The following is a 25276-nucleotide window of genomic DNA, read 5'->3' as shown; positions in this document are numbered from 1 at the left end:
CCGTCACGGCCGCCCCGAAGCACCCGTCACCGCCGCCCGGAAACGCCCGTCACCGTCCCGCGCCGCCGGCCGCACTCCCGTCGGCGAGTGCGAACGACACCGTCACCCGTGCGCCCCCGAGCGGCGCGCGGGTGATCGTCAGTTCGCCGTCGGCCGCGCGGGCCGCCCGGGCCACGATGTCCAGGCCGAGCCCGGTGGAACCGCCGACGCTGACACCGCGGGTGAGGGCCGCCTCCGGATCGGCGACACCCGGCCCGGCGTCGTCGACCGTGAGATGCACGTGCCGGTCCCGGCGCTCCACCCGGACGACGAAGCGAGTGCCCTGCGGGGTGTGCCGGAAGACATTGCCGATCAGGGCGTCGACGACGGCGGCGAGGTCGTCCTCGGGGAAGGCCACGGGGGTCGGACGCGGGGTGAGGGAGCGCTCGAACGGCCGCTCCTGCTGGGCGGCGAGGACCGACCAGAAGTCCAGGCGCATGGCGACCACCTCGGCGACGTCGCACGGTTTCGCCGTACCCGGCCCGGTTCCGGTCAGCTGCGCCGCCGCCAGTGGCGTACGCGCCGCCGCGATGATCGAGTCCAGCTCGCGCTCCAGCTGCCCCGCCGCCTCGGTGACGCGCTGCGCGCTCGGTGTCGCGCCCATCCGGTCGGCCTCCAGGTAGAGGGCGGTCAGCGGGGTGCGCAGCCGGTGCGAGAGGTCGGCGACCAGCTCGCGTTCGACGGCGAGCAGGTCGACGACCCGGTCGGCCATGGTGTTGAACGCCGCCCCGGCCTCCTGCAGCTCGGGCGGGCCGTCCGGCTCCACCCGTACGCCGAGGTCGCCGGAGCCGAGGGCGAGGGAGGCGCGCTTGAGGCCCCGGGAGGAGCGCACCACCCGGGCGCCGAGCCGGTCGGCGACCAGCACCGAGCCGCCCACCAGTCCGACGGCGAGCAGGGCCATCACGCCCCAGGAGGCCGCGACGCCCCGGGTGAGGTCCGCGGCGGGCACGTAGGCCTCCACGACCGCGACCCGCTCGCCCCGCAGGACGACGGGCTGGAGGTAGGCCCAGCCGTCCGAGGTGTCCACGGCGAGCGTCTCGCGCCCTCGTACGGCCCGGTCCAGCGCCTCCTCGGGCGCGTGCGGGGTGCCGACGAAGCCGCCGTCGGGCAGCCGCACGGCCAGCTGGTCGGCGGAGCCGAGTTCCGCCACGGCCTGCTGGACGTCGGCGCGCCGGGTGGTGAGGGCGAGGACCGGTGAGAGCGCCGCGGCGCGCTGCTCGGCGGCGGTGGTGACCCGGTCGCGGGCCTGTTCGCGCACGAGGAGGGCGAGCGGGACGAGGAACGACAGCGCCACCATGGAGGTGACGGCCAGGGCGATCCCGGCGAGGGCACGTCTCATGGCGCGCTGACCAGCTTGATGCCGATGCCGCGCACGGTGTGGAGGTAGCGGGGCTTGCGCGCCTTCTCACCCATTTTGCGGCGCAGCGCGGACAGGTGGACGTCCACCGTCTGGTCCTCCACGTACGGCTGCTGCCACACCTCGGCGAGGATCCGCTGTCGCGAGACGACCTGGTCGGCGTTGGCGGCCAGATAGGCGAGCAGGTCGAACTCGCGGCGGGTGAGGGCCAGTTCGCGGCCGGCGAGATGGGCGGTGCGCGCCGTGGGGTCGATGCGCAGGTCGGCGACCTGCAGGACCGGCGGCCGCGCGGCCCGGAGGTCGGCGGGCGCGGAGCGGCGCAGCACGGCGGCGAGCCGGGCCGCGAGCTGGCCGCCGGAGAAGGGCTTGACCAGGTAGTCGTCGGCCCCGGCGTTGAGCAGCCGGATGATCTCGGTCTCGTCGTCCCGGGCGGTGGCGACCAGCACCGGGACGCGGGATATGCCCCGGATCATCCGCAGCACGTCGAGTCCGTCGAGGTCGGGCAGGCCGAGGTCGAGCACGACGATGTCCGGCGGGCTCTGGGTGATGTCGCGCAGCGCCTCGAAACCCTGGTGTGCGGTCTTCACCGCGTAGCCGTGCCCGGTGAGGACCTCGATCAGCGCGGCCCGGATCACGGGGTCGTCCTCGACGACAAGTACGGAGGCCATGGGCAGGCACGTTAGCCGGTCCGTCACTATGGTGTCGTGTCCCGCCTCCTGCGCTACCTGATCATCTGGCTGTCCTGCACGGCGGCCAGTGTCACGGCTGTCATCATCACGATCCACTTCGTGGTGGGGTCGACCCGGCCGACCGCGCCGGTCGCGCAGACGGCACCGAAGGAGCTCCCGGCCCCGCCCCGCCCGACGGTCTCCAAGACGGTGACGGCCACGCCCAGCCCGTCGCCGACCAGCCGCGCGCCCAGCCCGACGCCGTCCCACACCAGCCAGGCGCCGCCCGAGCCGGCGCCGACCCCCACCCCGACGCCGAGCGCCCGCACCACGGCCTCGCGGACTCCCGCGGGCGGCGGCGGCCCGGGCTGCGAGGAGGGCGGTGCGGGCGTGTACACGGTGCCCTCCGAGGGCGGCAAGGCGACCGTGCGGTTCGGCGGCGGCGGGGTGTGCCTGATCTCGGCGGTGCCGAACCAGGGCTTCACGGTGAGTACGGAGCAGAGCGCGCCGCAGACCCTGAAGGTGACCTTCGCGGCGAGCCGCCACCGCTCGGAGATCACCGCGACGACGCAGCCGCAGAGCCGGGCCGACGTCCGCGAGGTGTCGTGGTGACGTTCCTCACCCGCGCCCTCCTCCCGGTCACGTGGCGGCGCAGGCGGCCCCGTTCAGGCTGAACGCGGTCGGGGCGGTGTTGGTGCCGCCCTTGTGCGCGGTGAAGCCGAGGACGACCGTGCCGCCGGGCGGGATGGTGGCGGTGTAGGAGGCCGGGGCGACGCTCACCGCGCCCGCGTTCTGGGTGGCGGTGCCGCCCCACATGTTCGTGACGGTCTGGCCGTCCGGGAAGGCGAAGGCGAGCGTCCAGGGGCCGAGGGCGGCGCTCCCGGTGTTGCGGACGGTGATCTCGCCCTGGAAGCCGCCGGGCCACTCGCCCACCACGCGGTAGCCGACGGAGCAGGCACCGCCCGGGGTGCCGCCGCCGTAGACGGTGGCCTCCTTCGAGGTCTCGGCGATGCCGTTGACGCCGTGGAAGATCCGTTCGCCCCAGTCGCTGAGCCTGCCCGGGTCGAAGTCGAGCGCCAGGTCGAGGACCGGGTCGGTGTTGCCGCTCCAGGACCAGGCCAGATAGCCGAGGCCGAGCTGTTCGGCGGCGGCCATCATGGTGTCCTCGTCGGGGTCGCCGTACTGGTCGGCCGGGCCGCCGAACTCGCCGATGACGATGGGCAGCTTCGCGGCGACGAAGGCGTTCAGGTAGTCGGTGATCTCCTGGGCGGTGTCGAAGACGCTGTACATGTGGATGGAGAAGATCAGGTTGCCGGTGGGGTCGGCGTCGTGGACGGCCTGCGCGTCGGCGCGCATCACGCCCTGCCAGTCCTGGCCCCAGTTGGGCGCGTCCACCATGAGCGTGTGCCGGAGTCCGGCGGCGCGCAGCTTCTCGACGGCCGCGACGGTCGGCTCGGTCCAGCCCGCCGGGTCGGTGTTGCCCCAGGGCTCGTTGCCGATGTTGACGACGACGTAGTCCTCCTGGCCGGCCAGCACGTCCTTGAGGCCGATCCAGTAGTCGGCGGCGTGGTCGAGGGTGCCGGCCGCGGCGTCCTCGCCGTAGCCGGTGGTGTCGTGCACCTCCAGGACGCAGATCAGCCGGTTGGCCTTGCACTGCTCGATGATGGCGGCGACGTCCGCGGGGCCGTTCTCGCTCCAGCGGTGCCCGTCGGAGAGGACGACCCGGACGCTGTTGGCGCCCAGCGCCTTGATGTCCGCGAGCGACTGCGTCTCGCCGGGGTACCAGGTGTGGGCGTGGTTGACCCCGCGCATGACGAAGTCGTTGCCGTTGCCCTCCAGCAGCCGGCCCTCGCCGATGTGCAGGCCGGTCGCCTGCGTACCGGCCGGCCGGTCTCCCGCCGCCCGGCCCGCGGGCGACTGGGCCACGGCGGCTCCCGGGCCGAGGGCACCGACGACGACCAGCCCGATCAGCGCGGCGAGACCGGCCGCCAGGCGGGCCGCGAGGGTCTTCGGTGCCGGGGTCCTACGTCTTGCTGTACGCACGGCGACTCCCAGGACTGAGTAGTGCGGGCATGGGACCTGCATGACTGTGGGAGCGCTCCCACAGCCATGGGACAACATGGAACTAACTACGTCGCGTACACGTCAAGACCGAGAGCAGAAAACGCTTGCCCACACGCTTGTCCAGACCCTTGTCCTTCGGAGACGGGACCAGACGGGACCGGAGGGGAGGAGGCCGGTCCGGTCGTCAGTCCACCGTCACCACGACCGAGTGCCACCCGCTCGCGCCGTCCGGCACGGTCCGGGTGCGCCTCTCCGTCTGCACCTCGCCGGTCCGGTCGGTGGCCCGCACGGTGAGGGTGTGGCCGCCCTCGGTGGCCTGCCAGGCGTACGACCACTGTCGCCAGGTGTCGCGCGAGGCCTCGGCGGCCAGGACGGCCTCCTGCCATGGGCCGTCGTCGACCCGGATCTCGACCTTGTCGATGCCGCGGTGCTGGGCCCAGGCGACTCCGGCGACCATCACCGTGCCCGCCTCCGGCCGGGCGAACGGCTTCGGCGTGTCGATCCGGGACTGGGTCTTGACCGGCGCCTCACGGGCCCAGTCCCGCCTGACCCAGTACGCGTCGTAGGCGTCGAACGTGGTCAGCTCGATCTCCTCGATCCACTTGCAGGCCGAGACGTAGCCGTAGAGGCCGGGCACGAGCATGCGGACGGGGAATCCGTGGTCGAAGGGCAGGGGCTCGCCGTTCATGCCGAGGGCGAGCATCGCGTCGCGGCCGTCCATGACGTCCTCGACGGGCGTGCCGAGGGTCATGCCGTCCACGGAGCGGGCCACCAGCTGGTCCGCCGGGCCGCCCCGCGACGGCGGCCGGACGCCGCACTCCCGAAGCAGGTCGGCGAGCCGGACGCCGGTCCAGCGGGCGTTGCCGACGTACGGGCCGCCGACCTCGTTGGACACGCAGGTGAGGGTGATGTCCCGCTCGATCAGCTCCCGCCGGAGCAGGTCGTCGAAGGTCAGCGTCCTCTCCCGCGCGACCCCCGCGCCGTGCACGCGCAGCCGCCAGGCCGTGGCGTCCACCTTGGGGACCACCAGTGCGGTGTCGACCCGGTAGAAATCGCTGTTGGGGGTGACGAAGGGGCTGACCCCCCGCACCCGGACCTGTGCCCGCCGGGGCACCGCCGGGGCCGGTGAGCCGGGCGCCGGAAGGACGACCTGATCCCGGGAGGCGACCGCTTCCCGCCCGCCCGCGGCGCTCAGGGCCCGGCCCAGGACGCCGGCCCCGGCGGAGGCCGCGGCGGCGGCGGTCGCCGCGAGCACGAACCGGCGCCGGTCCCAGCCCTCGCCCCGCTCCCCCGGCAGCTCGCGGCGCGGCGCCGGGAGGAGACCGACGAGGACGTACAGGAGTGCCGCGCCGGCGACCGCCCCCAGGACGGACGGGAGGGCGTCCGTGACACCGGTGGAGTCGGGCCTGCCGAGGGCCGCCGCGGCGCCGACGACGCCGAAGACGAGGACCGCCGCGGCGCCGGTGCGCCGATGCCGGACGGCGAGCGCGCCGAGGGCCGCCGCGAACAGGGTGAGCACGGCGAGGATGCCGAGTTGGAGCACCAGCTTGTCGTCGGCGCCGAAGGTACGGATCGCCCAGTCCTTCACCGCGCTCGGCGTGCGGTCGACGGCGGCCCCGCCGACCGCGACGACCGGGCCGGCCTGCGGGCGCACCGCCGCCGCCACCAGCTCGGCGACGGCGAGGGCGGCGCCGCCCGCGAGCAGACCGCTGAGTGCCCCCAGTCCGAGGCGGGGCCAGCTCCTGGCCGACGGTTCGCGCGGGTTCTCGTCGTGGTCGCTCACGACGGTAATCCGGCGCCGGGCGGTGGATGGATTGGTCGGCGCACGGACGGCGGACGGATGGGCCGGCGCACGGGCGGCGGATGGGGCGGCACACCGGGCGGCGGACGGATGGGGGCCCGCCGCCCGCCGTCACCGCGCCCCGGTGCCGAAGGCATGGCCCAGCACCGTGCGCAGCGCGTGACGCACCGCCGTGCGCGACTCGTCGGTCACGTCGATGGTCTCGAAGCCGTGGTGGCCGTGCGGCACGTCGATCACCTCGACGTCCGCCCCGCAGTCCTTGGCCGCGGCCAGGAACTCCTCGACGGTGGCGGCCAGCTCCGGCATCTCCAGTCCCACCCGGGTGAGGACCACGGGCAGGTCGCCCGCGTTCGCCACGGCCCGCGCCGGTCGCAGGCGGGTCTCGGACATCCCCCAGTTCGGCAGGGGCGCCAGGACGGGGTAGGTGGCCGCCAGGCAGCGCAGCCAGGCCGGGGGCGCGTCCAGCCAGTCGGCGGCGATCAGGCCGCCGCCGGAGAAGAACCACAGCGCGATCCGGTCCCCGTCCACCCGCGGATCGGCCCGCACCATCTCCACGGCGGCGGCCACGTCCGCGGCGGCCCGCTCGTAGTCGCCGAGGTCGTGCAGGCGGTGGTCGAGGAGGACGCCCACGGCTCCGTCCCCGGCCAGGCAGCGCGCGTACCCCGTCAGGCCGGGCCAGTCCCGCGGGGTCGGCCGGGCGTCCGCGGGGACCGGGCCGCCGTGCACGAGCACCACCGCCGGCCGCGGCTCCTCGGCGTCGGGCAGGTAGAGGTCGACGTTCCCGTGCCGCTCCCTCGGGACGTCGGGCACGTCCATCAGGAAAGGCCGCATGTGACCGGGACCAGCGTCGTCATCGGCCGGTTCCAGCCGGTGGCCCTCGCCCGCAGCGGCCCGCAGCAGCACGTCCGTCAGCTCCCCGGGGCAGGACAGCATCGGCCAGTGGCCGGTGGGGAGTTCGAAGAAGGTCACCCGGGGGTCGGTCAGGGGGCGCAGCGCGGGATCACCGAGCCGCACCAGCATCTGGATCAGCTCGATGCTCGTGCCGTTGCCGGTGCACAGCACGCCGGTGGTGGGCACCGCGCCGGCCGCGCCGGTCAGCCGCAGCGGCTGGAGCAGGGTGCCCAGGGGCTGCGGCGCGGCGAGGGCGGTGAGCCGGTCCAGCGCGGCGTCGGGGACCCCCGCGGTGCTGCCCCAGCGCGGCCACTCGTCGAGCGCCGGGGGCGGCAGCACACCTCGGGCCTCGTCCGCGTTTCCGGTGGCTCCGGCGAGGCGGTCGCGCAGGGTCTGGTCGGGCACCGCGGCCAGGGCCGGGACGCCGTCCCTCGGCAGGCCGGAGTCCAGGTGGACGATCCGCCCGATGCGCTCCGCCCGCCGGTCGGCGGCACCCACCGCCGGGTGGATGCCGTAGTCGTGGCCGACCAGCACGATCCGCCGGTCCTCGGCCGCGCCCACCGAGTCGACCACCGCGAGTACGTCCGCGATGTGGGTCTCCAGGTCCACGGCGGGGTCGGTGGCCGCGCGCGGTCCGTCGAGCCCGGTGAGGGCGACCGTGTGCACCTCGGCGCCCGCCGCGGTCAGGCGCGCGGCGGTGTCCTGCCAGATGTGCGTGCCGGTGAACATGCCCGGCACCAGGATGAACGCGGTCATGGTCTTCTCTCTCCTCCGTCCACGGTGCGGCCCGGGCCGATCACCGGGCCGCCGTCGCCGGTACGGTAGGAACTCCCCCTGAGGGAGGTTCAAGTGTTCACGTCGAACGACGGTCTGTGCGGCATCGGCGAGCTGGCCGAGGGCGCGGGTGTCACCGTCAAGACGGTCCGCTTCTACTCGGACCGGGGCCTGCTGCCGGAGGCGTCCCGCAGCGCGGGCGGACACCGGCGGTACGGTCCGGAGGCGCTCGACCGACTGCGGCTGATCCGTTCGCTGCGTGCCCTGGGTCTGGGCGTCCCCGAGGTGCGGCGGGTGCTCGACGAGCGGCACGCGCAGGGCGGGCCGGCCGGCGGGAGCGCGGCGGGCGGGGTGCTGGAGGCCGCGGTGGCGGGCCGGCTGCGCGAGGTCGGCTCGGAGCTGCGGGCCCTGCGCTGGCGGGAGGCCGCGCTGCGGCTGGTGCAGGAGTCGCCGCCCGGTGAGCAGGCCGACCGGCTGCGGTTGATCGGTGCCGTGTCCGTCCCGCCCAGCACGGCGCCCCTGGTCCGCTTCTGGCGCGGGTGGCTGCCGGCCCGGATGCCGGCCCGGTCGGCCGGGGCCTTCCTGGACGTGGCGGTGCCGCAGCCGCCCGACGACCCAGCCCCGGCCCAGGTCCTGGCCTTCGCCCGTCTCAACGCCCTCACCCTCGCCCCGTGTCCGGGCACCGCGCAGCCCCAGCCGGAGGCGCACCGGGCCGCCGGGGCGCGCGGGGCCGCCGTGCTGTACGCGGGGCTCGCGGAGGCGTACGAGCTGGCCGGGGCGCAGCTGCGCCGGGGCCGGCAGCCGCACCCGGGTGAGGCGCTGGACGGCTTCGTCGCCGCGTACACGAGCGCGTACGGGGTGCGGGACACCCCCGGCTTCCGTCACCGGCTGGCCGGGCAGCTCGCCGCGGATCCCCGTCTGGACGGCTACTGGGAGCTGGTGGCCGAGGTGAACACCCCGCCGGGCGGGCGCCCGGAGCCGACCCCCGGCACCGCGCACGACTGGCTGCTGGCGGCGCTGACCGCCCAGACCGGGGCGGTGCCGGATCAGGGCACGTCGCCCCGCCAGTCGAAGCGGCGGGCGTCGCCCGGCCTCGGGGCGTAGGCGGAGCGGCCGCCCGGGCCGTAGCGGCCTATCTCCGTCGCCAGTGCGACCGCGCGGCCGCGCTCCTGCTCCGTGAGGTCCGTGACGTCCAGCAGCAGGCCGTCCAGCGGGCCGCCCACCAGGTGCGCGTAGACGCGTCCGGCGCGCGGTCCGGGGTTGTCGTGGTCGGCGCCGTAGACCCTGCCGCGCATGAACTCCACCTCATCCATGGGGTGAAGCCTCGCATCCGGCACTGACAACGGCCCCCGCGCGGCGAGCAGCCGTGGGAACCAGACGCTGTCACAAGGGGGGTTCGTCCAGCAGTTCGAGCAGGCAGTGTGCGCCCGCCGCGGCCGTCGCGGCAGCGGCGTCGCCGGCCGCGGTGGGGAAGATTCTTCCGTAGGCGGCGGCTCGGTTCACGGCGCTGAGCCGCCAGGCGAGGCGCACCGCGCGCCGCAGCCGTGCGGGCGTGCGGCCGGCGCCCGTCCAGGGTTCGAGGTAGGCGTCGCGCAGGCGCGGCAGTATCCGTCTGCCGTGGTGCTCGGCTGCCCGGCGGGCGGGTACGGCAAGGCTGGCGAAGGGATGGGCGACGACGGCGTCGCCCCAGTCGAAGAAGGTGAACCTGCCCGGCCCGGGATGGAAGAGCTGGCCGTCGTGCAGGTCGGCGTGGTCGAGGGAGTCGGGGACGCCCAGGTCCGCGAGTTCCGCGCACCAGTCCAGCAGGCGGGGGCGCAGGTCCCGCAGCGCGGTCCGGTCCCGGGGCGGCAGCGGCGTCTCGTCGAGCCGGTCGAGGGCGCCGGGCAGCGCGCCGGTGGGCACGGCGGGCACGCCCAGGCGTGCGATCTCGCCCGCGCGCGGGGTCAGGGCGTGCTGCATGACCGCGTACTGGCGCAGGAGGTCCTCCCACGCGCCGGGAGTGACCGTCTCCCGCGCCAGGACCTCCCGGAACAGCGGCCCCCCGTCGGGCAGCAGCGTCCAGCCCCGGCCGGGGTCCACCGCCAGCGGCTCCAGTACGTGCCCGGGGACCCAGCGGGCCAGTGCCGCGGTCAGCGCGCCCTCGAAGGCACTGGCCGGCGGGTTCGCCTTGAACCAGACGGCGTCGCCTCCCGCGACGCACAGCCGCAGCAGGACGGACCAGGGCCGCAGCCGCACCCGCCACCGTCCCGTCAGCCGCAGGCCGCGGGCGGCCAGCCGGGCCTCGATCCAGCCGACAGCCTCGGTGCGCCAGGCCGGGTCCTCCCAGGGGGTGACGGTGTCCGGGTACCGGCCCCGGTCCACGGTCTCCGGCGCGTCACTGAGCATCACGCCATCCCAGCACCCTGCGCCGCGCCCGGCCACCGGGTTTCCCCCGCTCCCGGGAGCCCTGGAGCGGGCCCCCGGGACGGGTGGGTGGATCAGGCCAGGTCGAAGCGGTCGAGGTTCATGACCTTGACCCAGGCGGCGACGAAGTCGTGCACGAACTTCTCCTTGGCGTCGTCGCTCGCGTAGACCTCGGCGAGCGCGCGCAGCTCGGAGTTGGAGCCGAACACCAGGTCGGCGCGGCTGCCGGCCCACTTGACCTCGCCCGTGGCCGCGTCGCGCCCCTCGAAGGTGGTCTGGTCCTCCGACGTCGACGTCCACGTGGTGCCCAGGTCGAGCAGGTTGACGAAGAAGTCGTTGGTGAGCGAGCCGGGCGTCCGGGTGAACACGCCGAGCTGGGACTGCTGGTGGCCCGCGCCCAGCACGCGCAGGCCGCCGACCAGGACGGTCATCTCGGGCGCGCTCAGGGTGAGCAGGTTCGCCCGGTCGAGGAGCAGGTACTCGGCCGGCAGCCGGTTGCCCTTGCCGAGGTAGTTGCGGAAGCCGTCGGCGGTCGGCTCCAGCGCCTCGAACGACTCGGCGTCGGTGTGCTCCTCCGTCGCGTCCACGCGGCCCGCGGCGAAGGGGACCTCCACCTGGAAGCCGGCTTCCTTGGCGGCCTTCTCGACCGCGGCCGAGCCGCCGAGGACGATCAGGTCGGCCAGGGAGACCTTCTTGGCACCGGAGCCGGAGTTGAACTCCTGCTGGACGCCTTCCAGGACGCGCAGCACCTGCGCCAGCTCGTCGGGCTCGTTGACCTCCCAGCCGCGCTGGGGCTCCAGGCGGATGCGGGCGCCGTTGGCACCGCCGCGCTTGTCGCTGCCGCGGAAGGTGGACGCGGAGGCCCAGGCGGTGGTGACCAGCTGCGACACCGACAGGCCGGATTCCAGGAGCTTGGTCTTGAGGGTCGCGATGTCCTCGGCGTCGATCGTCTCGCCCTCGGGCTCGGGCAGCGGGTCCTGCCAGAGCAGGGTCTCCTCGGGGACCTCCGGGCCGAGGTACAGGGACTTCGGGCCCATGTCACGGTGGGTCAGCTTGAACCAGGCGCGGGCGAAGGCGTCCGCGAACTCCTCCGGGTTCTCGTAGAACCGGCGCGAGATCGGCCCGTAGACCGGGTCGAGGCGCAGCGACAGGTCGGTGGTGAGCATCCGGGGGCGGTGCTTCTTCGCCGGGTCGTGCGCGTCGGGGATGATCTCCGGGGCGTCCTTGGCCACCCACTGGTTGGCTCCGGCGGGGCTCTGCTCCAGCTCGTACTCGTACTCGAAGAGGTTCTTGAAGAAGCCGTTGCCCCACTGGGTGGGTGTGCTGGTCCAGGTGACCTCCAGGCCGGAGGTGATCGCGTCGCCGCCCTTGCCGGTGCCGTGGGCGTTCTTCCAGCCGAGACCCATCTGCTCCATGGGGGCGGCCTCGGGGTCGTCGCCGACCGCGTCGGCCGGGCCGGCGCCGTGGGTCTTGCCGAAGGTGTGTCCGCCGGCGATCAGCGCGACGGTCTCCTCGTCGTTCATCGCCATGCGGCGGAACGTCTCGCGGATGTCGCGGGCGGCGGCGATCGGGTCCGGGTTGCCGTTGGGGCCCTCCGGGTTGACGTAGATCAGGCCCATCTGGACGGCGCCGAGCGGGTTCTCCAGCTCGCGGTCGCCGGTGTAGCGGCGGTCGTCGAGCCAGGTGGTCTCGGGGCCCCAGTAGACGTCCTCCTCGGCCTCCCAGACGTCGGCGCGGCCCCCGGCGAAGCCGAAGGTCTCCAGGCCCATCGTCTCCAGGGCGACGTTGCCGGTGAGGACCAGCAGGTCGGCCCAGGAGAGGTTCTGGCCGTACTTCTTCTTGACCGGCCACAGCAGGCGGCGGGCCTTGTCGAGGTTGCCGTTGTCCGGCCAGCTGTTGAGCGGGGCGAAGCGCTGCTGACCGGCACCGGCGCCGCCTCGGCCGTCGCTGATGCGGTAGGTGCCGGCGCTGTGCCAGGCCATCCGGATCATCAGCGGGCCGTAGTTGCCGAAGTCGGCGGGCCACCAGTCCTGCGAGGTGGTGAGCACCTCGGCGATGTCGCGTTTCACGGCGGCCAGGTCGAGGGCGTTGAAAGCCTCGGCGTAGTCGAACTCCTCACCCAGCGGGTTGGCGACGGCGGGGTTCTTGGCGAGGATCTTCAGGTTGAGCCGCTCCGGCCACCACTGACGGTTCCCGCCGCCCTGCGTGGGGTGCGGGGCGCGTCCGTGGGCGACCGGGCAGCCGCCCGTCTCCTCGGCCTTCGCGTCGGTCACGATGGCGTCGTGGTTCTCGGACATGGGAATCCTTCCGGACGGGGCGGATCAGGGTGCTGGGGAACTGCCGGGGGTGGAGCAGTCGGGGCACAGGCCCCGGTAGATGACCTCGGCCTCGTCTATCACGAAGCCGCGGTCGTCGGAGGCGGTCAGGCACGGCGCGTCGCCGACGGCGCAGTCGACGTCGGCGAGGGCACCGCAGGACCGGCACAGGACGTGGTGGTGGTTGTCACCGACCCGTCCCTCGAACCGCGCCGCGCCGCCGGGCGGTTCGATACGGCGCACGAGCCCGGCCGCGGTGAGGGCGTGCAGGGCGTCGTACACGGCCTGGAGGGAGACGTGGCCCACGCGTCGGCGCACCCCCGAGGTGAGGGCCTCGGCGTCGAGGTGGTCCCCCGCCCGAACGGTCTCGAGCAGCGCTACGCGGGCGGCGGTCACCCGCAGGCCCGCCGTGCGCAGTTCGTCGGCGGTGGCCGGATTCCGGGAGTTCCGGGATGCCGTCATGGCGGCGAACCTACTCCCTGGGACACGAACCACTCAAGGAAACGAACGACTCCAGCGTGGTAAACAACGTGCGTGGCGGGCACTGGCATGGGATGCCACCCCGTACGGCGCGACGACAGGAATGAGTGGCCGGTGCTTGTGAAGACGTTCCGCTGGGCCTTCGCCGTCACGGCCCTCGGCCTGGCCGCGGGCGTGCTCTACGACGGCTGGACCGCCCTCGGCATCGTGGCGATCCTGTCCGTCCTGGAGGTCTCGCTCTCCTTCGACAACGCGGTGATCAACGCCGGGATCCTGAAGAAGATGAGCGCCTTCTGGCAGAAGATCTTCCTCACCGTCGGCATCGTGATCGCGGTGTTCGGGATGCGGCTGGTCTTCCCGGTGGTGATCGTGGCGGTCAGCGCCCGGCTGAGTCCCTGGAGCGCGGTGCACCTCGCGCTCACCGACAAGGACCGCTACCAGGAGCTGGTGACGGACGCCCATCCGTCGATCGCGGCCTTCGGCGGCATGTTCCTGATGATGATCTTCCTGGACTTCGTGTTCGAGGACCGGGAGATCAAGTGGCTGGGGTGGCTGGAGCGTCCGCTGGCCAGGCTCGGCAGGATCGACATGCTGTCGGTCTGCATCGCCCTGATCGTGCTGCTCATCTCCGCGACCACCTTCGGCGCCCACGCCCACCAGCACGGCGGCACCCACGCGGACAAGGCGGAGACGGTCCTGCTGGCGGGCATCGGCGGTCTGATCACCTACCTGGTGGTCGGCGGTCTGTCCGGCTTCTTCGAGCAGCGCCTGGAGGACGAGGAGGAGCGGGAACAGGAGGCGGAGCAGGACGCGCGGCGGACGGGCGGGGCGTCCGGGTCGGCCGTCAAGCTGGCGGGCAAGGCGGCGTTCTTCATGTTCCTCTACCTGGAGGTCCTGGACGCGTCCTTCTCCTTCGACGGTGTCATCGGCGCCTTCGCCATCACCAACGACATCGTGCTGATGGCCCTGGGCCTCGGCATCGGCGCCATGTACGTCCGGTCGCTCACGGTCTACCTGGTCCGCCAGGGCACCCTCGACGACTACGTCTACCTGGAGCACGGCGCCCACTACGCCATCGGCGCCCTGTCGCTGATCCTGCTGGTCACCATCGAGTACGAGATCAACGAGATCGTCACCGGCCTCGTCGGCGTCGTGCTGATCGGCGCGTCCTTCTGGTCCTCCGTGCGCCGCAACCGCGCGCTGCGGACCGCCGATCGAGCGGCCCCGCCGGTGCGCTAGATTTTGCGTCGCCTTGACCACGATCACTCGTGATCCCTCACGCTACGGAGCCGGCAACGCCATGAGCGACATCGTCAACGGACTCGGCCGGGCCGCCGCCTACGGCGGCCTGGGTCTGGTCCTCCTGGTCCTCGGCATCGTCCTCGTGGACGTGCTGACACCCGGAAAGCTCGGCCGGCAGATCTGGGAGCAGCGCAACCGCAACGCCGCCCTGGTGCTCAGCTCCGCGCTGCTCGGCATCGGCGGCATCGTCTTCACCTCCATATGGACGACGTACGAGGACTTCGGCAAGGGCCTGGTGTCCACGGCCGTGTTCGGAGTGCTGGGCCTGGTGATGATGGCGGTGGCTTTCCTGGTGGTCGACCTGATCACCCCGGGGCGGCTGGGCGCGACGCTGGTCGAGCCGGAGCCGCACCCGGCCGTGTGGGTGACGGCGTCCTGCAACCTGGCGGTCTCCGCCGTCATCGCGGCCTCGATCGCCTGACGCCGCCCGGCACCGTCAGCGCAGGCGCCTGATGTCGCCGCGCACCCGGTAGAAGCCGCCCGACGCGGCGTGCAGCGAGTCCACCACGTAGCGCGCGCCCGGCTCCCGGATCGCCCGCGGGAACTGGACGTTCCACGACCGGTCGTACCCTTCCGACACCACGTGGATCCGGGTGCGGCCGTTCTCCTGGACGCATTCGACGACGACGGAGCCCGCGGGCGCCGCGGTCACGGTCGTCACCGCGGTGGCGGCGGTGGCGGGCGCGTACGTCGGCAGGGTGGCGGCGAGCTTCACGTCGCGGGCGACGGGCACCGAGCCCTGCTGCGCGGCCGTGACCGCCGCCTCGCCGGCGTCCACGCACACCAGGGAACCGTCGGTGGTGACGAGGAACAGCCGCTCGTCGCGGTACTGCATGGACAGGGCGGAGCCACCGCCCGTGCCCAGCTTCCACAGCCGGGTGCCGTCCCGGTCGAAGCAGTACACCGAGGAGGCGGAGTCCCCGGCGAAGACGAACCGGCCGCCGGGAGAGGTGGCGCACGAGTACACCGGGCTGTCGCAGTGGTACGTGGCCTCGATGGCGCCGGTGGCCTTGGACAGCCGCTGGACGGTGTGCCGCGCGGTGCCCGCGTAGACCGCGTCGGTCTCCTGCCAGCCGAAGAGCACCGCCCCCTGGGTGGGGGTGTGCCACAACTCGGCGCCGCCGTCCGGGGAGTGGGCGGTCACGCCCCGGGTGTGTCCGTGGTAGACGGCGCGGTCGTCGGCGCGCACCATCCAGGCGTGCTCGCCGCGTCCGCCGCGCGACCACTGGTGCTCGTCCTCGTGGTCGATCACCGTGAGCCGTCCGGCGCGGTCCGCGACGTTCAGCACGCCCTCGTGGATGTCGAGCCAGAAGATGTCCACGTCGGCGGCGATGTCGTAGGCGGCGAAGGGCAGTTTGGACGACAGGTCGTAGACCCGGCCGTCGTCGCAGCCGGCGTAGATCCAGAAGTCGTCGGCGACCAGGCACTTGACGCCGTCCGGCAGTTGGTAGCGGGCCAGGACCTCACCGCCGTGGGCGAGGGTGTAGACATCGCCCGCCTGGTTGCCCACCCAGCACTTGTCCTCGTCGATGTGGATGCCGAACGCCGCGGAGCCGGTGCGGAACCGCCACAGGACCGGGGCGACGGCGCGGGCGGTGGACGGCGCGGAGGCCACCTGCCTGCGGGTGACCGCGCGGGGCGCGCGCTGTCCCGGCACGGCGGGCTCGTAGCCCTTGCGCACCTTCTCGCCTATCTTCTTGGCGGCCGCGGCCTCGGCCTTCTGCGCGGTGGGGAAGGTGGACGTCTGGGTCTGTCCGGCGGCTCCGATCCGGCCGTAGCGCACCGTCACGGACTGTCCCTGGACGGTGACTTCGTAGAACTTGTGCGCGCTCCCGTCGTCCTGCGACAGCTCCAGGTACGTCCTCGACATGGCAGACCTCTCCCCGGTCGGTCCCGCGGCGTGTTCCGCGGACTCCACTGACCACACCGTATGAGGTCCCACTGACAATCCGGCCCGGCGGCGGACGGGAGTCCGGTGGCTCAGGACACGGTCGCGGGCGGCGGGGTCCAGCGGCCGGCGCGGGCGGCGGCGCCGGAGACGCCGTACTCCTTCCTCAGCTGCTCGGGGATGGCGTAGTGCATGACGCGCCCTCGGGTGAGGGAGGAGAGTTCGAGGGCCGTGGTGAGGTGGCCGAGCCGGTCCAGGGCCCAGGCGCCCAGGGGTGAGCGGTCCTCGATCGTCTCCAGGACGCCGAGCAGGTGCGGGGCGGCCTTGACCACGGTGTCCCAGGCGGAGCGGGGCACCTCCAGCCAGTCGGCGCAGGTGTCGCCGACGAGGTGGCGGATCAGCGCGGAGACGACCGGGTCGAAGAGGGTTCCGGGGACGACTTCCTCGTACAGGTCGATCAGTTGCCGGGTGAGGTGGGCGCCCTCCTCGGAGGGGCCCATGTGGCGGAGCATGTACAGGTCGAGGAAACCGCGTGCCTCGTCGAGCGTCCTGGGGACGGCCGCCTGGTCGACGCCCAGGATGGCACCGACGACGCGCCAGGCGTAGTAGTAGGCTTCCGCGCCCTCGGCGGACATGTGGATGCCGAGTCGGTGCAGGCTGTCCAGGACGAGCAGGGAGAAGAACATCTGCCCGCCGATCATGTCCTCCTGGCAGATCGGTACGCCGAGGGTGTCGGTGTCCCAGCGGTCCTCCCGCTTCAGATGGTGCCGGATGGCGGCGTGCAGCAGGCGTACCTTCTGGGCGGCCGGGAGGAAGCGGCCGTCGGCCTCGAACGCGTCGGGCCGCATGAGGTAGACGGTGAACTGGCCGGTCTCCGCCATCCGTTTGGAGGGGTAGTTCAGGCCGTGGGTCGCCGACAGCAGCCGGGCCACGTGCGGCACGACGTAGCAGGCGGGCATGGAGGCGAACGACAGCGCGGTCGAGATGTGCACGTTGTTGTCGATGAAGAACAGGCGGGCCCGCTCCATCTCGTCCCAGTCCACCCAGTCCGGCGGGGTGCCGGTCACCCGGAGGTACTCCCGTGCGACGCCGGGGAGGCCGTCCGGGAGTTCCTGGCCGGTGGTGGAGACGTGCCGCATCAGGGCGTTGAACTTGCCGACCTCGCCGCGCTCGAACAGGGTGGCGACGACCGCGTCGGCCAGTTCGTCACCGCTGCGGCGCAGGGCGTCCATCGACGTCTCGGTGGGGGTCATCCCGGTCTCCTCGTCAGTACGTGCGGTCGGTGGCCCGCAGGGCGAGTTCGCGCAGCGCCCGGCGCGCGTGCGGTGGCGTCCCGGCGGTGTCCAGGGCCCGGGTGGCCCTCTCCACGCGGGTCGCGATCATCTGCTCCACCCGCTGGGGCGCCTTCAGCCGCAGCATGAGCCGGCGCACGTCGCGCAGGTCGGTCGCGTCCAGGTCGTCGCGGCCCAGCAGGTGCCGCAGCCGCTCCCGCTGGGACGTGTCGGCGGCCTTCCAGGTCTCGGCCAGCAGTGCGGTGGGCCGGCCGGCGCGCAGGTCGTCCAGGGCCGCCTTCCCGGTGCGTTCCTGGTCGCCGAAGAGTCCGAGCAGGTCGTCGCGGAGTTGGAAGGCCTCGCCGAGCGGCAGCCCGTAGGCCCGGTAGGTGTCGCACAGTGCGGGGGCGGCGCCGGCGAGCAGGCCGCCGATGAGCAGGGGGTGCTCGACGGTGTACTTGGCGGTCTTGTAGCGGACGACCTTCAGGGAGGTCTCGGTGTCGGGCGGCCCGCCGGTGTGCAGGATCTCCAGGCACTCGCCGGCCACGAGTTCACGGGCGAGCGCGGCCCACAGGTCCCGGGCGCGGGCGAGGTAGGCGGCCGGCAGGCCGCTGTCGGTGAACATGCGGCCCGCGAGGACCATCAGGTGGTCGCCCACCAGCATGGCCAGGGAGCGCGCCGCCCTCCGTGCCCCGGTACGGCCGTGCCGGGCGAGTACGGCTTCCAGGGCCACGTGGACGGTGGGCAGGCCGTGGCGCAGGGCGCTGTCGTCGATGAGGTCGTCGTGGACGACCGCGGCGGCGTGCACCAGTTCCATGGCGGCCGCCGCCCGCAGGAGTGCGTCGCTCTCGGGCTGCCCGGCGGCCCGCCAGCCCCAGTAGCAGAAGGCCGCCCGCAGTCGTTTGCCGTGCCCGGCCGAGCTGCGCACCTGCTCGGCCACGGGTGCGAGGGCTTCGTCGACGGCGACGAGCAGGCCGGCCTGCTCGGCCAGGAAGTCCCGCAGGACACCGTCGACGCGGTCCCTGAAGGCGGCCGGGTCCCAGAGGTCAGACATCACCGTCGGCCGCGGCCCGGCGCGCCTTCACGTGCTGGGCGAGCACTTCCAGGTGGGCGGGCGGTACGTGCGCGCAGCGGTCCAGGGCCAGCCTGCCGCGCGCCCGGAGGTCCGCTTCCGCCTCCCGCACCAGGTCGGCGGTGTCCGAACGGCCGAGGAGCCCGCGCAGTCCGCCCACCGCCGAGCCGATCGTGCTCACCGCCAGCTCGGCCAGCCCGGCGACCAGCAGCACGGCCCGGTCGCCCCCGTCCGGCTGCCGTCGTGTCGCACCAGTCATGCTTCTCCCCCAGGGGGTCACGTGGTCACGGACGTGCCTGGTCGACGGCGCGTCCGATCAGAGCATGACCGGGCGCGGCGGGCGGAAGATCCCGAATACCCCTTTGAGCGATGTGGGGAACAGGTGTCAGGCGGTCCGCTCGACGCTCCACCGCGGCAGCAGCTCGAAGAAGGCGACGGCGTCCTCGCGCCACCGGGGTCGCCAGCCCGCCGCCACCAGCCGGGCACGCTCGGCGTACTGCCGCATGTCGGCACGCATCCGGTCGGCGACACCGGCGCGCTCGCCGATGGCGCGGATCTCGGCGACGGTCTCCGGCGTGCAGCCTGGGTCGCCCAGGGCCCCGTTCACGTAGTCCCGCTCGGCGCCGCTCACGGCGGACAGCAGGCGGGCCACGGTGTACGTGCGCCGGCCCTCCCGGATGTCGGTGCCGGTCGGCTTTCCCATCGCCTCCGCGTCGCCGAACAGGTCCAGGTAGTCGTCGCGCATCTGTCCGCAGATACCGAGCAGACGGGCGTAGGCGCTCAACTCCGCTTCGTGGGCGATGGGTTGTGCACCGGCGGCCAGGAGTCCGAGGCGCAGGGGGGCCAGGACGGAGTACCGGGCGGACTTGTGGTCGGCGACGGCGTGCAGGGCGTCGTCGTCCAGGGCGGTGGTGGTGAAGTCCCGTTCCAGGTCGATGATCTGGCCCACGAACGTGTCGGCCGCGGCCCGGGTCTGCACCTCGACCATGGCCTGGCGCACCTCGCCGGGAAGCGGGGCCTCCAGGAGCACGCGCAGCGAGAGGGCCAGCGCGAGGTCGCCCGCGAGCACGGTGAGGCCGAGCGCCGCCCGCGGGTGCTCGGGGAAGCGTTCCCGGTAGGCGTAGTACGTGGTGGGACCGCCCCGGCGCGTGGCGCTGTCGTCGATGAGGTCGTCGTGCACCAGGCCGTGGGTCTGCAGGAGTTCGACGCTCAGCGCCGCGGCGTCCAGCCCGTCGACCGGCTCGGCGGTCACCAGCCGCGCGGCCTCGTGCAGCAGCACGACCCGCATCCGCTTGCCGCCGCGCAGCGACAGGTCGCGCAGCAGCCCGACGCAGTCCGGGGTGAAGCGGCTGAAGGACGGGGCGTCGAGGGTCGTGCCCAGCGTGTCGAAGTACTCCGCGAAGAGCGCGTTGAACCGGCGCTCGGTCCGGGCGGCACGGTCCAGCGGCTGCTCGGTCATGACGAAGTCCTCCTGGTGGCTGGGCGGGTGGCGCCCAGCAGTGTGTCAGGAGGCCGGAAGCCTCGGCCCGGCCCCCCTGCCGACAACGGGGGCCGGGCCGTCGAGCGCGCGGCTGTTCAGCCCTGGCGGGCCTTGAAGCGCGGGTCCTTCTTGTTGATCACATAGGTCACGCCACGGCGGCGCACCACCTGGGCGCCGGGCCTGGCCTTGAGGGCGCGCAGGGAATTGCGGACCTTCACGACTGTCTCCTCCTGCTCCTGGGTGCCGTTCAGCGTTCCTCGCGGAACGGCACGTGCTCGCCGGCCACCGGGTCGTACTTGCGCAGGACGAGGCGGTCGGGGTCGTTGAGGCGGTTCTTGCGGGTGACGTAGGTGACGCCGGTCCCGGCGGACGACTTCAGCCTGACGACCGGGCGTGCGGTGCTGCGTGCCATGGTGCTCCTTCCGACCGCGGCGCGGGCTGCCGTTCTGTCCCGCGCATGTCAGTCACGCAGCACAACGCGGGCGGCCGCCGGGGCATTCCCCGCCGGCCGGGCGGGTCAGCAGTCCTGCCACAGCCGGGTCATCACCCGTACGCCGAAGCGCAGCCCCTCCAGCGGCACCCGCTCGTCCACGCCGTGGAAGAGCCGGCCGTAGTCCAGGTCGTGCGGCAGCTTGAGCCCCTTGAAGCCGAAGCAGCGGATGTCCAGCTTGGTGAAGGCCTTGGCGTCGGTGCCGCCGGGGTTGCAGTACGGCACGGGGTGGCCGTCGGGGTCCTCGGCGCGGACCGCGGCGCACATGGCGTCGACGAGCGGGCCGTCGAAGGAGGTCTCCATGGCGATGTCGTGGTTGACCCACTCGCGGGACACCGAGGGCAGGAGCAGGGCGTCGATGGTGTCGATCAGCTCCTGCTCGTGGCCCGGCAGGAAGCGGCCGTCCACGCGGGCGGTGGCCTTTCCGGGGATGACGTTGGTCTGGTAGCCGGCCGTGAACATGGTGGGGTTGGCCGAGTTGCGCAGCACGACCTGCATGAAGTCGGCGACGTGCCCGAGCTTGGCCAGTTCCGCGTCCAGGTCGTCCGCGTCGAGGTCCAGGTCCACGCCCTGGAGGCGGGCGGCCTCGGTGAGCAGGGCCCGCACCGGTTCGATCAGCCGGACCGGGAAGGTGTGGCGGCCGATGCGGGTGAGGGACTCGGCGAGGTCGGTGACGGCGTTCTCGTCGTTCGGGGAGGAGCCGTGCCCGGCGCGGCCCGACGCCGTCAGCTCCATCCACGCCATGCCGCGCTGGGCGTTCTCGATCGGGTAGAGGCGCCGGGTGTCGTCCAGGGCGTAGCTGAAGCCGCCGCCCTCGCCGATGGCCTCGGTGACGCCGGCGAACAGCTCGGGCCGGTGCTCCACCAGCCAGTGGGCACCGAACTTGCCGCCCGCCTCCTCGTCGGCGAGGAAGGCGAGGACGATCTCGCGGGCGGGGCGGGTGCCGGTGCGGGCGAAGTGGCGGGCGGTGGCGAGCATCACGGCCACCGTGTCCTTCATGTCGATGGCGCCGCGGCCCCACAGGTACCCGTCGCGGATCTCGCCGGAGAACGGCGGCACCTGCCACTCGGCCGCGTCGGCCGGTACGACGTCCAGGTGTCCGTGGACCAGCAGCGCGCCCCGGGAGGGGTCGGCGCCGGGGATGCGGGCGACGACGTTGGCGCGGCCCGGGGCGCTCTCCACCAGCTCGGCGGCGATGCCGGCCTCGGCGAGGCGGGCCACGACCCAGTCGGCGCAGGCCCGCTCGTCGCTGGTGGGGTTGGAGGTGTCGAAGCGGATCAGCTCCGCGCAGAGGTCGATCACGTCCCGCTGCGCCTCTTCGGAGGCCGGGACGAGGGCGGGGACGGTGGTGCTCACGGTGCTCCTACGGTGGCCGTGCCGGTGGCGGCCGGGGCGGGTTCGGTGCTGTCGTCCAGGGCCGTGGTGCCGTAGGTCTTGATCCAGCCGGCGAGGCCGAGGACGCAGTAGAGGACGAAGGCGGTCAGCAGGGAGTTCAGGGCGGGGATGCCGCCGTCGTAGAACTTGCCGACGCAGAAGGCGACGGCCCAGATCACCAGGGACATGGGCACCCAGGTCGGCGAGGTGGCGGGCAGGGTCTCGGCGTCGCGGGTGGCGTCCAGGGGTGCCCGCATGCGGCGCACCACCCAGTACTCGGCGACGATGATGCCGCCCACCGGTGGGATGGCGACGCCCAGCACGGACAGGAAGTCGGTGAAGTGGGTCATCATGCCGACGGCGGAGAGCAGGGTGCCCGCGATGCCCAGGACGATGGTGACCGCGCCGCGGTGCACGCGCTTGCCGAAGACGACCTGGAAGAAGTTGACGACGCCGAGCGAGGAGCCGTACAGGTTCCAGTCGTTGATCTTCGCGGTGGACATCAGGACCACCAGGACGCCGAAGACGCCGGAGGTGGAGAGCACGATCTGGGAGACCTGGCCGCTGCCGACCAGGTGGCCGAGCAGGACGCCGGTCAGGCCGACGATGTACTCGGAGAGGATCATCGACGAGGCGCTCTGCAGGAAGACGTGGCTGCCCTTGCGGTTGTAGCGGGTCATCTCCGGGGAGACGATCGCGCCGGTCATGAAGCCGCCCGCGATGGCGGTCGCGGCGACGGCCAGCGGGATGCTCTCGCCGGGTGCCGGGGAGTGGATCAGCTCGGAGAACGAGTGGTCGCTCAGTGCGTCGGTGACCGACCAGGCGACCATGGCGAAGAACAGCGGGGTGACGATCTTCGCGAAGACGGCCATGTACTTGAAGCCGAAGATGACCAGCACCGTGATGCCGACGCCGGCGGCCGTGCACCACAGCCAGGACGGGCCGCCGACGAGCGCGGACACGCTGTCGCCGAAGATCGTGTTCTGTACGCCGAACCAGCCGACGAGGCTGACCGAGATGACCAGGCTGACCAGCGCGGAGCCGTTGCGGCCGAAGCCCGCCCAGCGGGTGAGCAGCGGGGTCGCCAGGCCCTCGCGCATGCCCGCGAGGCCGATCGCGAAGATCACGACTTCCAGGATCACCGCGCCGAGGGTGAACGCGAGGAACGCGTCGCCGAAGGTCATGCCGACGCCGATGGTGGCGCCGAGGGTGAACTGCGAGATGGAGCCGGACTGCGCGAGCCACTGCAGCAGCATGGTCCAGAAGCCGAGCCGCTTGTCGCGCGGGACGCGGGAGAGGGCGTAGTCGTCGCTGCCCACGGCTCCCGTCGCCGCTTGCGCCGATTCCGCGGCGGTGCTCTTGTCCGTGGTCATGATCACGACCCCCCGGGTTCGCGGCCGAGGGTCTGCAGCCGGGTCAGCGAGCCGTAGCGGGACACGAGGGCGTCGAACTCCTGGTCGTCGTGGAAGTCGAGCTGTCCGCCGCCGTAGGCCTTCGCGGTCTCGACGGCGAACCGGGCGGCGGCCGCGATGTCGGTCTCGTGGCTCGCACCCGTCTGACAGCCGGGCACCGCGGCCGCGGAGGTGATCGCGAGGCCGACCACCGGTGCGGCGGTCGCCGTGGCCGGCTGCAGGATCGAATTGATGTGATGTACACCGTTACCGTACGGGGTGATGTCCTGGGTGGTCACCGGGTACGTGACCAACGGCTCACCGGTCACCACGGCGAGCAGCTCGCCGAGCCGCTCGCTCACCTTGAGCACCCAGCCCTCCTTGACGGTGGGTGACAGGGCGAGGCCCTTGTGGTTGATGATCCGGTTGCCCTTGGTGGTGTCGATCGAGAGCACCGCCTCCATCTCGCCGGTGACCTCGTGCCGGTTCATGGTCGCGATGTCGACGGGCGAGTCCATGAAGGGCACCGGGTCGTGCGGTGCGGTCGGGGCGTTCGGGCAGATGTGGGTGGCCACGATCACGTCGCCGTCGAGCACGTCGCCCCGGCGCCGCATGTCGAGCAGCTTGGCGGCGGTGGCGAGCGCCGCGACCGCGCCGTCCGCGTCGGAGACCAGGCCGACGGCCTCCGGGCGCGCCCCGACGCCGCCGAGGCGCCCCACCACGCCGAGGGTGCGCGCCGATCCGCCCCTGGTGCGACCGGCCCGGCCCGGGATGCGCACGAGCACGAAGTCCGTCGAGCCGCGCTCGCCGGTGACGGTGGTGACCTCGGCGCCGCAGCCCTCGGGCCCGGCCACGGAGTCGAGGTGGGCGGCGACGCGCTTGCCGTCGACGTCGGGATCGTCGAGCAGATCCACGAGGTCCAGGACGTACTTCAACATGGGCAGTTCTCCTGATCCGCACCGGGGGCGGTGCTCACAGCAGGTTCGGGATGGACTAGCGTTGTCCGCAACTGTTTCCCGTTATCTGCAATACGGGTCTGCATGGTGAGATGCGCTGGTGAGTTGTGACTGAGAGGAGCCGTGATGGCCGGTCGCCCCGTTGAGCCCGTGGACCGCAGGACGCCGGCCGGGGCGCTGCAGACCGTCGACCGCGCCCTGCTGGTGCTGCTGGCGTTCGAGCGCACCCGCCCGGACTGGGGCGTCACCGAGATCGCCGCCGAGTTCGGCTGGGACACCTCGGTCGCCCAGCGTCTGCTGTCCACCCTCGCGGGCCGCGGCTTCCTGGTCTCCGACCCCGCGACCCGCCGCTACCGGATCGGCCCGGCCGCCCTGCGCCTGGGCCGCCTGTGGGAGCGCTCGGGCTCCCTGGAGCTGCTCGCCGAACCGGTCCTCCAGGAGCTGCGGGCGGCCACCGGCGACACGGTGCTCTTCTGCCTGCCCGACAGCTTCCACATGCGCTGTGTCGCGGCCGTCGAGGGCGAGGAGGGGCCGCTGCGCTACTACCCGCTGGTCGGCGAGCTGTACCCGGCGCACGCCGGCGCCACCAGCAAGTCGTTCTACGCCTTCCTGCCCGACGAGCAGCGCCACCGGCTCTTCCGCGGACGCCCGATGGCCCGCTTCACCGAGCGCACGGTCACCGACCCGGACCAGCTGGAGCGCGAGTTCCGTACCGTCCGCGCGCAGGGCTACGCCTGGACGGTCGGCGAGTACGACGCCGGCATCGGCACGGTCGCCATGCCGGTGTTCCTCGGCTCGGAGCCCTACGGCAGCCTCAGTCTCGGTGCCGCCAAGGAGCGCTTCCCCGAGGGGCCCGAGGACCGCCTCGACGTGCTGCGCCGCGCCGCCCGGCTGCTGGAGCAGCGTCTGACCCACCCGCCCCAGCACCACCGGCGCCCGCGCGCCCCCCGTACGTCCCCCACCGCCTGACCCACCGATCCACCCGTCTGCGAGGACCGACCCCGTGAACCTCCTGCTCCTGTCCAACTCCACCCAGCACGGCCGCGGCTACCTGGAACACGCCCTCGACACCGTGACCGGCTTTCTGCCCGCCGGGGCCCGGCTGGCCTTCGTCCCGTACGCGCTCGCCGACCACGACGCCTACACGGCCCGGGTGCGCGGCGCGCTCACCGGTGCCGGGATCGAGGTGCGGGGCGTGCACGAGGGCGGCGATCCGCTCGCCCGGCTGGGCGAGGAACTGCGCGGCATGGTCGGGATCAC

Annotated in this window: 26 protein-coding genes; 6 read left to right on the top strand and 20 right to left on the bottom strand. The window is 73.1% G+C overall.

The features are described 5' to 3' along the window. Nucleotides 1–49: 49 nt before the first annotated feature. The 3 genes from K7854_RS29915 to K7854_RS37590 are packed head-to-tail and all read right to left on the bottom strand — an operon-like array spanning nucleotide 50 to nucleotide 2462. Nucleotides 50–1378, bottom strand: a complete 1329-nt coding sequence (locus K7854_RS29915) for a sensor histidine kinase (RefSeq protein WP_226029681.1) — start codon at nucleotides 1376–1378, stop codon at nucleotides 50–52. Next, the gene (locus K7854_RS29910) at nucleotides 1375–2064 is read right to left on the bottom strand and encodes a response regulator transcription factor (RefSeq protein ID WP_226029680.1); all 690 of its coding nucleotides are present in this window, start codon (nucleotides 2062–2064) and stop codon (nucleotides 1375–1377) included. Before K7854_RS29910 ends, K7854_RS29915 begins: the two co-directional genes overlap by 4 nt. 53 nt (nucleotides 2065–2117) lie before the next feature. Further along, nucleotides 2118–2462, bottom strand: a complete 345-nt coding sequence (locus K7854_RS37590; RefSeq protein ID WP_264087906.1) for a hypothetical protein — start codon at nucleotides 2460–2462, stop codon at nucleotides 2118–2120. Between K7854_RS37590 and K7854_RS29900 the strand changes: the two genes are divergently transcribed. Then, entirely contained in the window at nucleotides 2455–2676 is a 222-nt protein-coding gene (locus K7854_RS29900) for a hypothetical protein (protein ID WP_108932931.1), read from the top strand. The genes K7854_RS37590 and K7854_RS29900 overlap by 8 nt on opposite strands. 27 nt (nucleotides 2677–2703) lie before the next feature. Here K7854_RS29900 and K7854_RS29895 read toward each other — a convergent pair whose 3' ends face one another. The 3 genes from K7854_RS29895 to K7854_RS29885 all read right to left on the bottom strand — a co-directional run bounded on the left by K7854_RS29895 (nucleotide 2704) and on the right by K7854_RS29885 (nucleotide 7576). After that, on the bottom strand, nucleotides 2704–4107 hold the full coding sequence (locus K7854_RS29895) for a cellulase family glycosylhydrolase (protein ID WP_226029679.1): 1404 nt from the start codon (nucleotides 4105–4107) through the stop codon (nucleotides 2704–2706). Nucleotides 4108–4312: 205 nt separating this feature from the next. Then, nucleotides 4313–5911, bottom strand: coding sequence for a sulfite oxidase (locus tag K7854_RS29890; RefSeq protein ID WP_226029678.1), 1599 nt, complete (start codon nucleotides 5909–5911; stop codon nucleotides 4313–4315). A 129-nt stretch (nucleotides 5912–6040) separates the two neighbouring features. Then, the gene (locus K7854_RS29885) at nucleotides 6041–7576 is read right to left on the bottom strand and encodes an alpha/beta hydrolase (RefSeq protein ID WP_226029677.1); all 1536 of its coding nucleotides are present in this window, start codon (nucleotides 7574–7576) and stop codon (nucleotides 6041–6043) included. 93 nt (nucleotides 7577–7669) lie between these two features. On the opposite strand from K7854_RS29885, the gene K7854_RS29880 reads away from it, so the two are divergent. Further along, on the top strand, nucleotides 7670–8698 hold the full coding sequence (locus tag K7854_RS29880) for a helix-turn-helix domain-containing protein (protein WP_226029676.1): 1029 nt from the start codon (nucleotides 7670–7672) through the stop codon (nucleotides 8696–8698). Here K7854_RS29880 and K7854_RS29875 read toward each other — a convergent pair. The 4 genes from K7854_RS29875 to K7854_RS29860 all read right to left on the bottom strand — a co-directional run bounded on the left by K7854_RS29875 (nucleotide 8641) and on the right by K7854_RS29860 (nucleotide 12774). Then, entirely contained in the window at nucleotides 8641–8907 is a 267-nt protein-coding gene (locus K7854_RS29875) for a hypothetical protein (RefSeq protein ID WP_102927352.1), read from the bottom strand. The two genes, K7854_RS29880 and K7854_RS29875, sit on opposite strands and share 58 nt — an antisense overlap. 70 nt (nucleotides 8908–8977) lie before the next feature. Beyond that, complete coding sequence (locus tag K7854_RS29870) at nucleotides 8978–9979, bottom strand: aminoglycoside phosphotransferase family protein (protein ID WP_226029703.1); 1002 nt, start codon at nucleotides 9977–9979, stop codon at nucleotides 8978–8980. A gap of 92 nt (nucleotides 9980–10071) precedes the next feature. After that, entirely contained in the window at nucleotides 10072–12294 is a 2223-nt protein-coding gene (katG, locus tag K7854_RS29865) for a catalase/peroxidase HPI (RefSeq protein WP_226029675.1), read from the bottom strand. Nucleotides 12295–12318: 24 nt separating this feature from the next. After that, on the bottom strand, nucleotides 12319–12774 hold the full coding sequence (locus K7854_RS29860; RefSeq protein ID WP_226029674.1) for a Fur family transcriptional regulator: 456 nt from the start codon (nucleotides 12772–12774) through the stop codon (nucleotides 12319–12321). A gap of 132 nt (nucleotides 12775–12906) precedes the next feature. On the opposite strand from K7854_RS29860, the gene K7854_RS29855 reads away from it, so the two are divergent. Next, nucleotides 12907–14031, top strand: coding sequence for a DUF475 domain-containing protein (locus K7854_RS29855; protein ID WP_226029673.1), 1125 nt, complete (start codon nucleotides 12907–12909; stop codon nucleotides 14029–14031). 61 nt (nucleotides 14032–14092) lie between these two features. Further along, nucleotides 14093–14515 (top strand): DUF350 domain-containing protein, encoded by a 423-nt coding sequence (locus K7854_RS29850; protein ID WP_226029672.1) that lies wholly within the window; start codon nucleotides 14093–14095, stop codon nucleotides 14513–14515. Between the two features lie 15 nt (nucleotides 14516–14530). On the opposite strand, the gene K7854_RS29845 is transcribed toward K7854_RS29850, so the two are convergent. From K7854_RS29845 to K7854_RS29800, 10 genes are all read right to left on the bottom strand, one after another. Beyond that, a complete protein-coding gene (locus tag K7854_RS29845) occupies nucleotides 14531–15964 on the bottom strand; it encodes a WGR domain-containing protein (RefSeq protein ID WP_226029671.1) in 1434 nt (477 codons plus the stop codon). A gap of 110 nt (nucleotides 15965–16074) precedes the next feature. After that, nucleotides 16075–17235 (bottom strand): oxygenase MpaB family protein, encoded by a 1161-nt coding sequence (locus K7854_RS29840; RefSeq protein ID WP_226029670.1) that lies wholly within the window; start codon nucleotides 17233–17235, stop codon nucleotides 16075–16077. A 13-nt stretch (nucleotides 17236–17248) separates the two neighbouring features. Further along, nucleotides 17249–18307 (bottom strand): polyprenyl synthetase family protein, encoded by a 1059-nt coding sequence (locus K7854_RS29835; protein WP_226029669.1) that lies wholly within the window; start codon nucleotides 18305–18307, stop codon nucleotides 17249–17251. Next, nucleotides 18300–18584 (bottom strand): polyprenyl synthetase, encoded by a 285-nt coding sequence (locus K7854_RS29830; protein ID WP_226029668.1) that lies wholly within the window; start codon nucleotides 18582–18584, stop codon nucleotides 18300–18302. The genes K7854_RS29835 and K7854_RS29830 overlap by 8 nt, the downstream gene beginning before the upstream one ends. 126 nt (nucleotides 18585–18710) lie before the next feature. After that, the gene (locus K7854_RS29825) at nucleotides 18711–19784 is read right to left on the bottom strand and encodes a polyprenyl synthetase family protein (RefSeq protein WP_226029667.1); all 1074 of its coding nucleotides are present in this window, start codon (nucleotides 19782–19784) and stop codon (nucleotides 18711–18713) included. 116 nt (nucleotides 19785–19900) lie between these two features. Further along, nucleotides 19901–20023: a type B 50S ribosomal protein L36 gene (gene ykgO / locus K7854_RS29820; protein ID WP_003978293.1), complete on the bottom strand. Its 123-nt coding sequence runs from the start codon at nucleotides 20021–20023 to the stop codon at nucleotides 19901–19903. Between the two features lie 29 nt (nucleotides 20024–20052). Beyond that, nucleotides 20053–20217: a 50S ribosomal protein L33 gene (gene rpmG / locus K7854_RS29815; RefSeq protein WP_007389579.1), complete on the bottom strand. Its 165-nt coding sequence runs from the start codon at nucleotides 20215–20217 to the stop codon at nucleotides 20053–20055. Nucleotides 20218–20322: 105 nt separating this feature from the next. Continuing rightward, nucleotides 20323–21651 (bottom strand): M20/M25/M40 family metallo-hydrolase, encoded by a 1329-nt coding sequence (locus K7854_RS29810; protein WP_226029666.1) that lies wholly within the window; start codon nucleotides 21649–21651, stop codon nucleotides 20323–20325. Continuing rightward, nucleotides 21648–23042 carry a cytosine permease gene (locus tag K7854_RS29805; protein WP_226029665.1) on the bottom strand — a complete coding sequence of 465 codons (1395 nt, stop codon included), beginning with the start codon at nucleotides 23040–23042 and terminating at the stop codon, nucleotides 21648–21650. The genes K7854_RS29810 and K7854_RS29805 overlap by 4 nt, the downstream gene beginning before the upstream one ends. A gap of 2 nt (nucleotides 23043–23044) precedes the next feature. Further along, a complete protein-coding gene (locus K7854_RS29800; protein WP_226029664.1) occupies nucleotides 23045–23998 on the bottom strand; it encodes a DUF1177 domain-containing protein in 954 nt (317 codons plus the stop codon). Nucleotides 23999–24142: 144 nt separating this feature from the next. On the opposite strand from K7854_RS29800, the gene K7854_RS29795 reads away from it, so the two are divergent. After that, nucleotides 24143–24985, top strand: coding sequence for an IclR family transcriptional regulator (locus K7854_RS29795; RefSeq protein WP_226029663.1), 843 nt, complete (start codon nucleotides 24143–24145; stop codon nucleotides 24983–24985). Nucleotides 24986–25019: 34 nt separating this feature from the next. Next, nucleotides 25020–25276: Type 1 glutamine amidotransferase-like domain-containing protein (locus K7854_RS29790; RefSeq protein ID WP_226029662.1), on the top strand; the 257-nt coding region annotated here is incomplete at its 3' end.

Origin of the sequence: Streptomyces hyderabadensis (assembly GCF_020404845.1) — a bacterium.
In the GTDB taxonomy this organism is placed as follows: domain Bacteria; phylum Actinomycetota; class Actinomycetes; order Streptomycetales; family Streptomycetaceae; genus Streptomyces; species Streptomyces hyderabadensis.
Note: the sequence above shows the minus strand (reverse complement) of the source record. Positions and strands in the feature narration are given on the sequence as shown.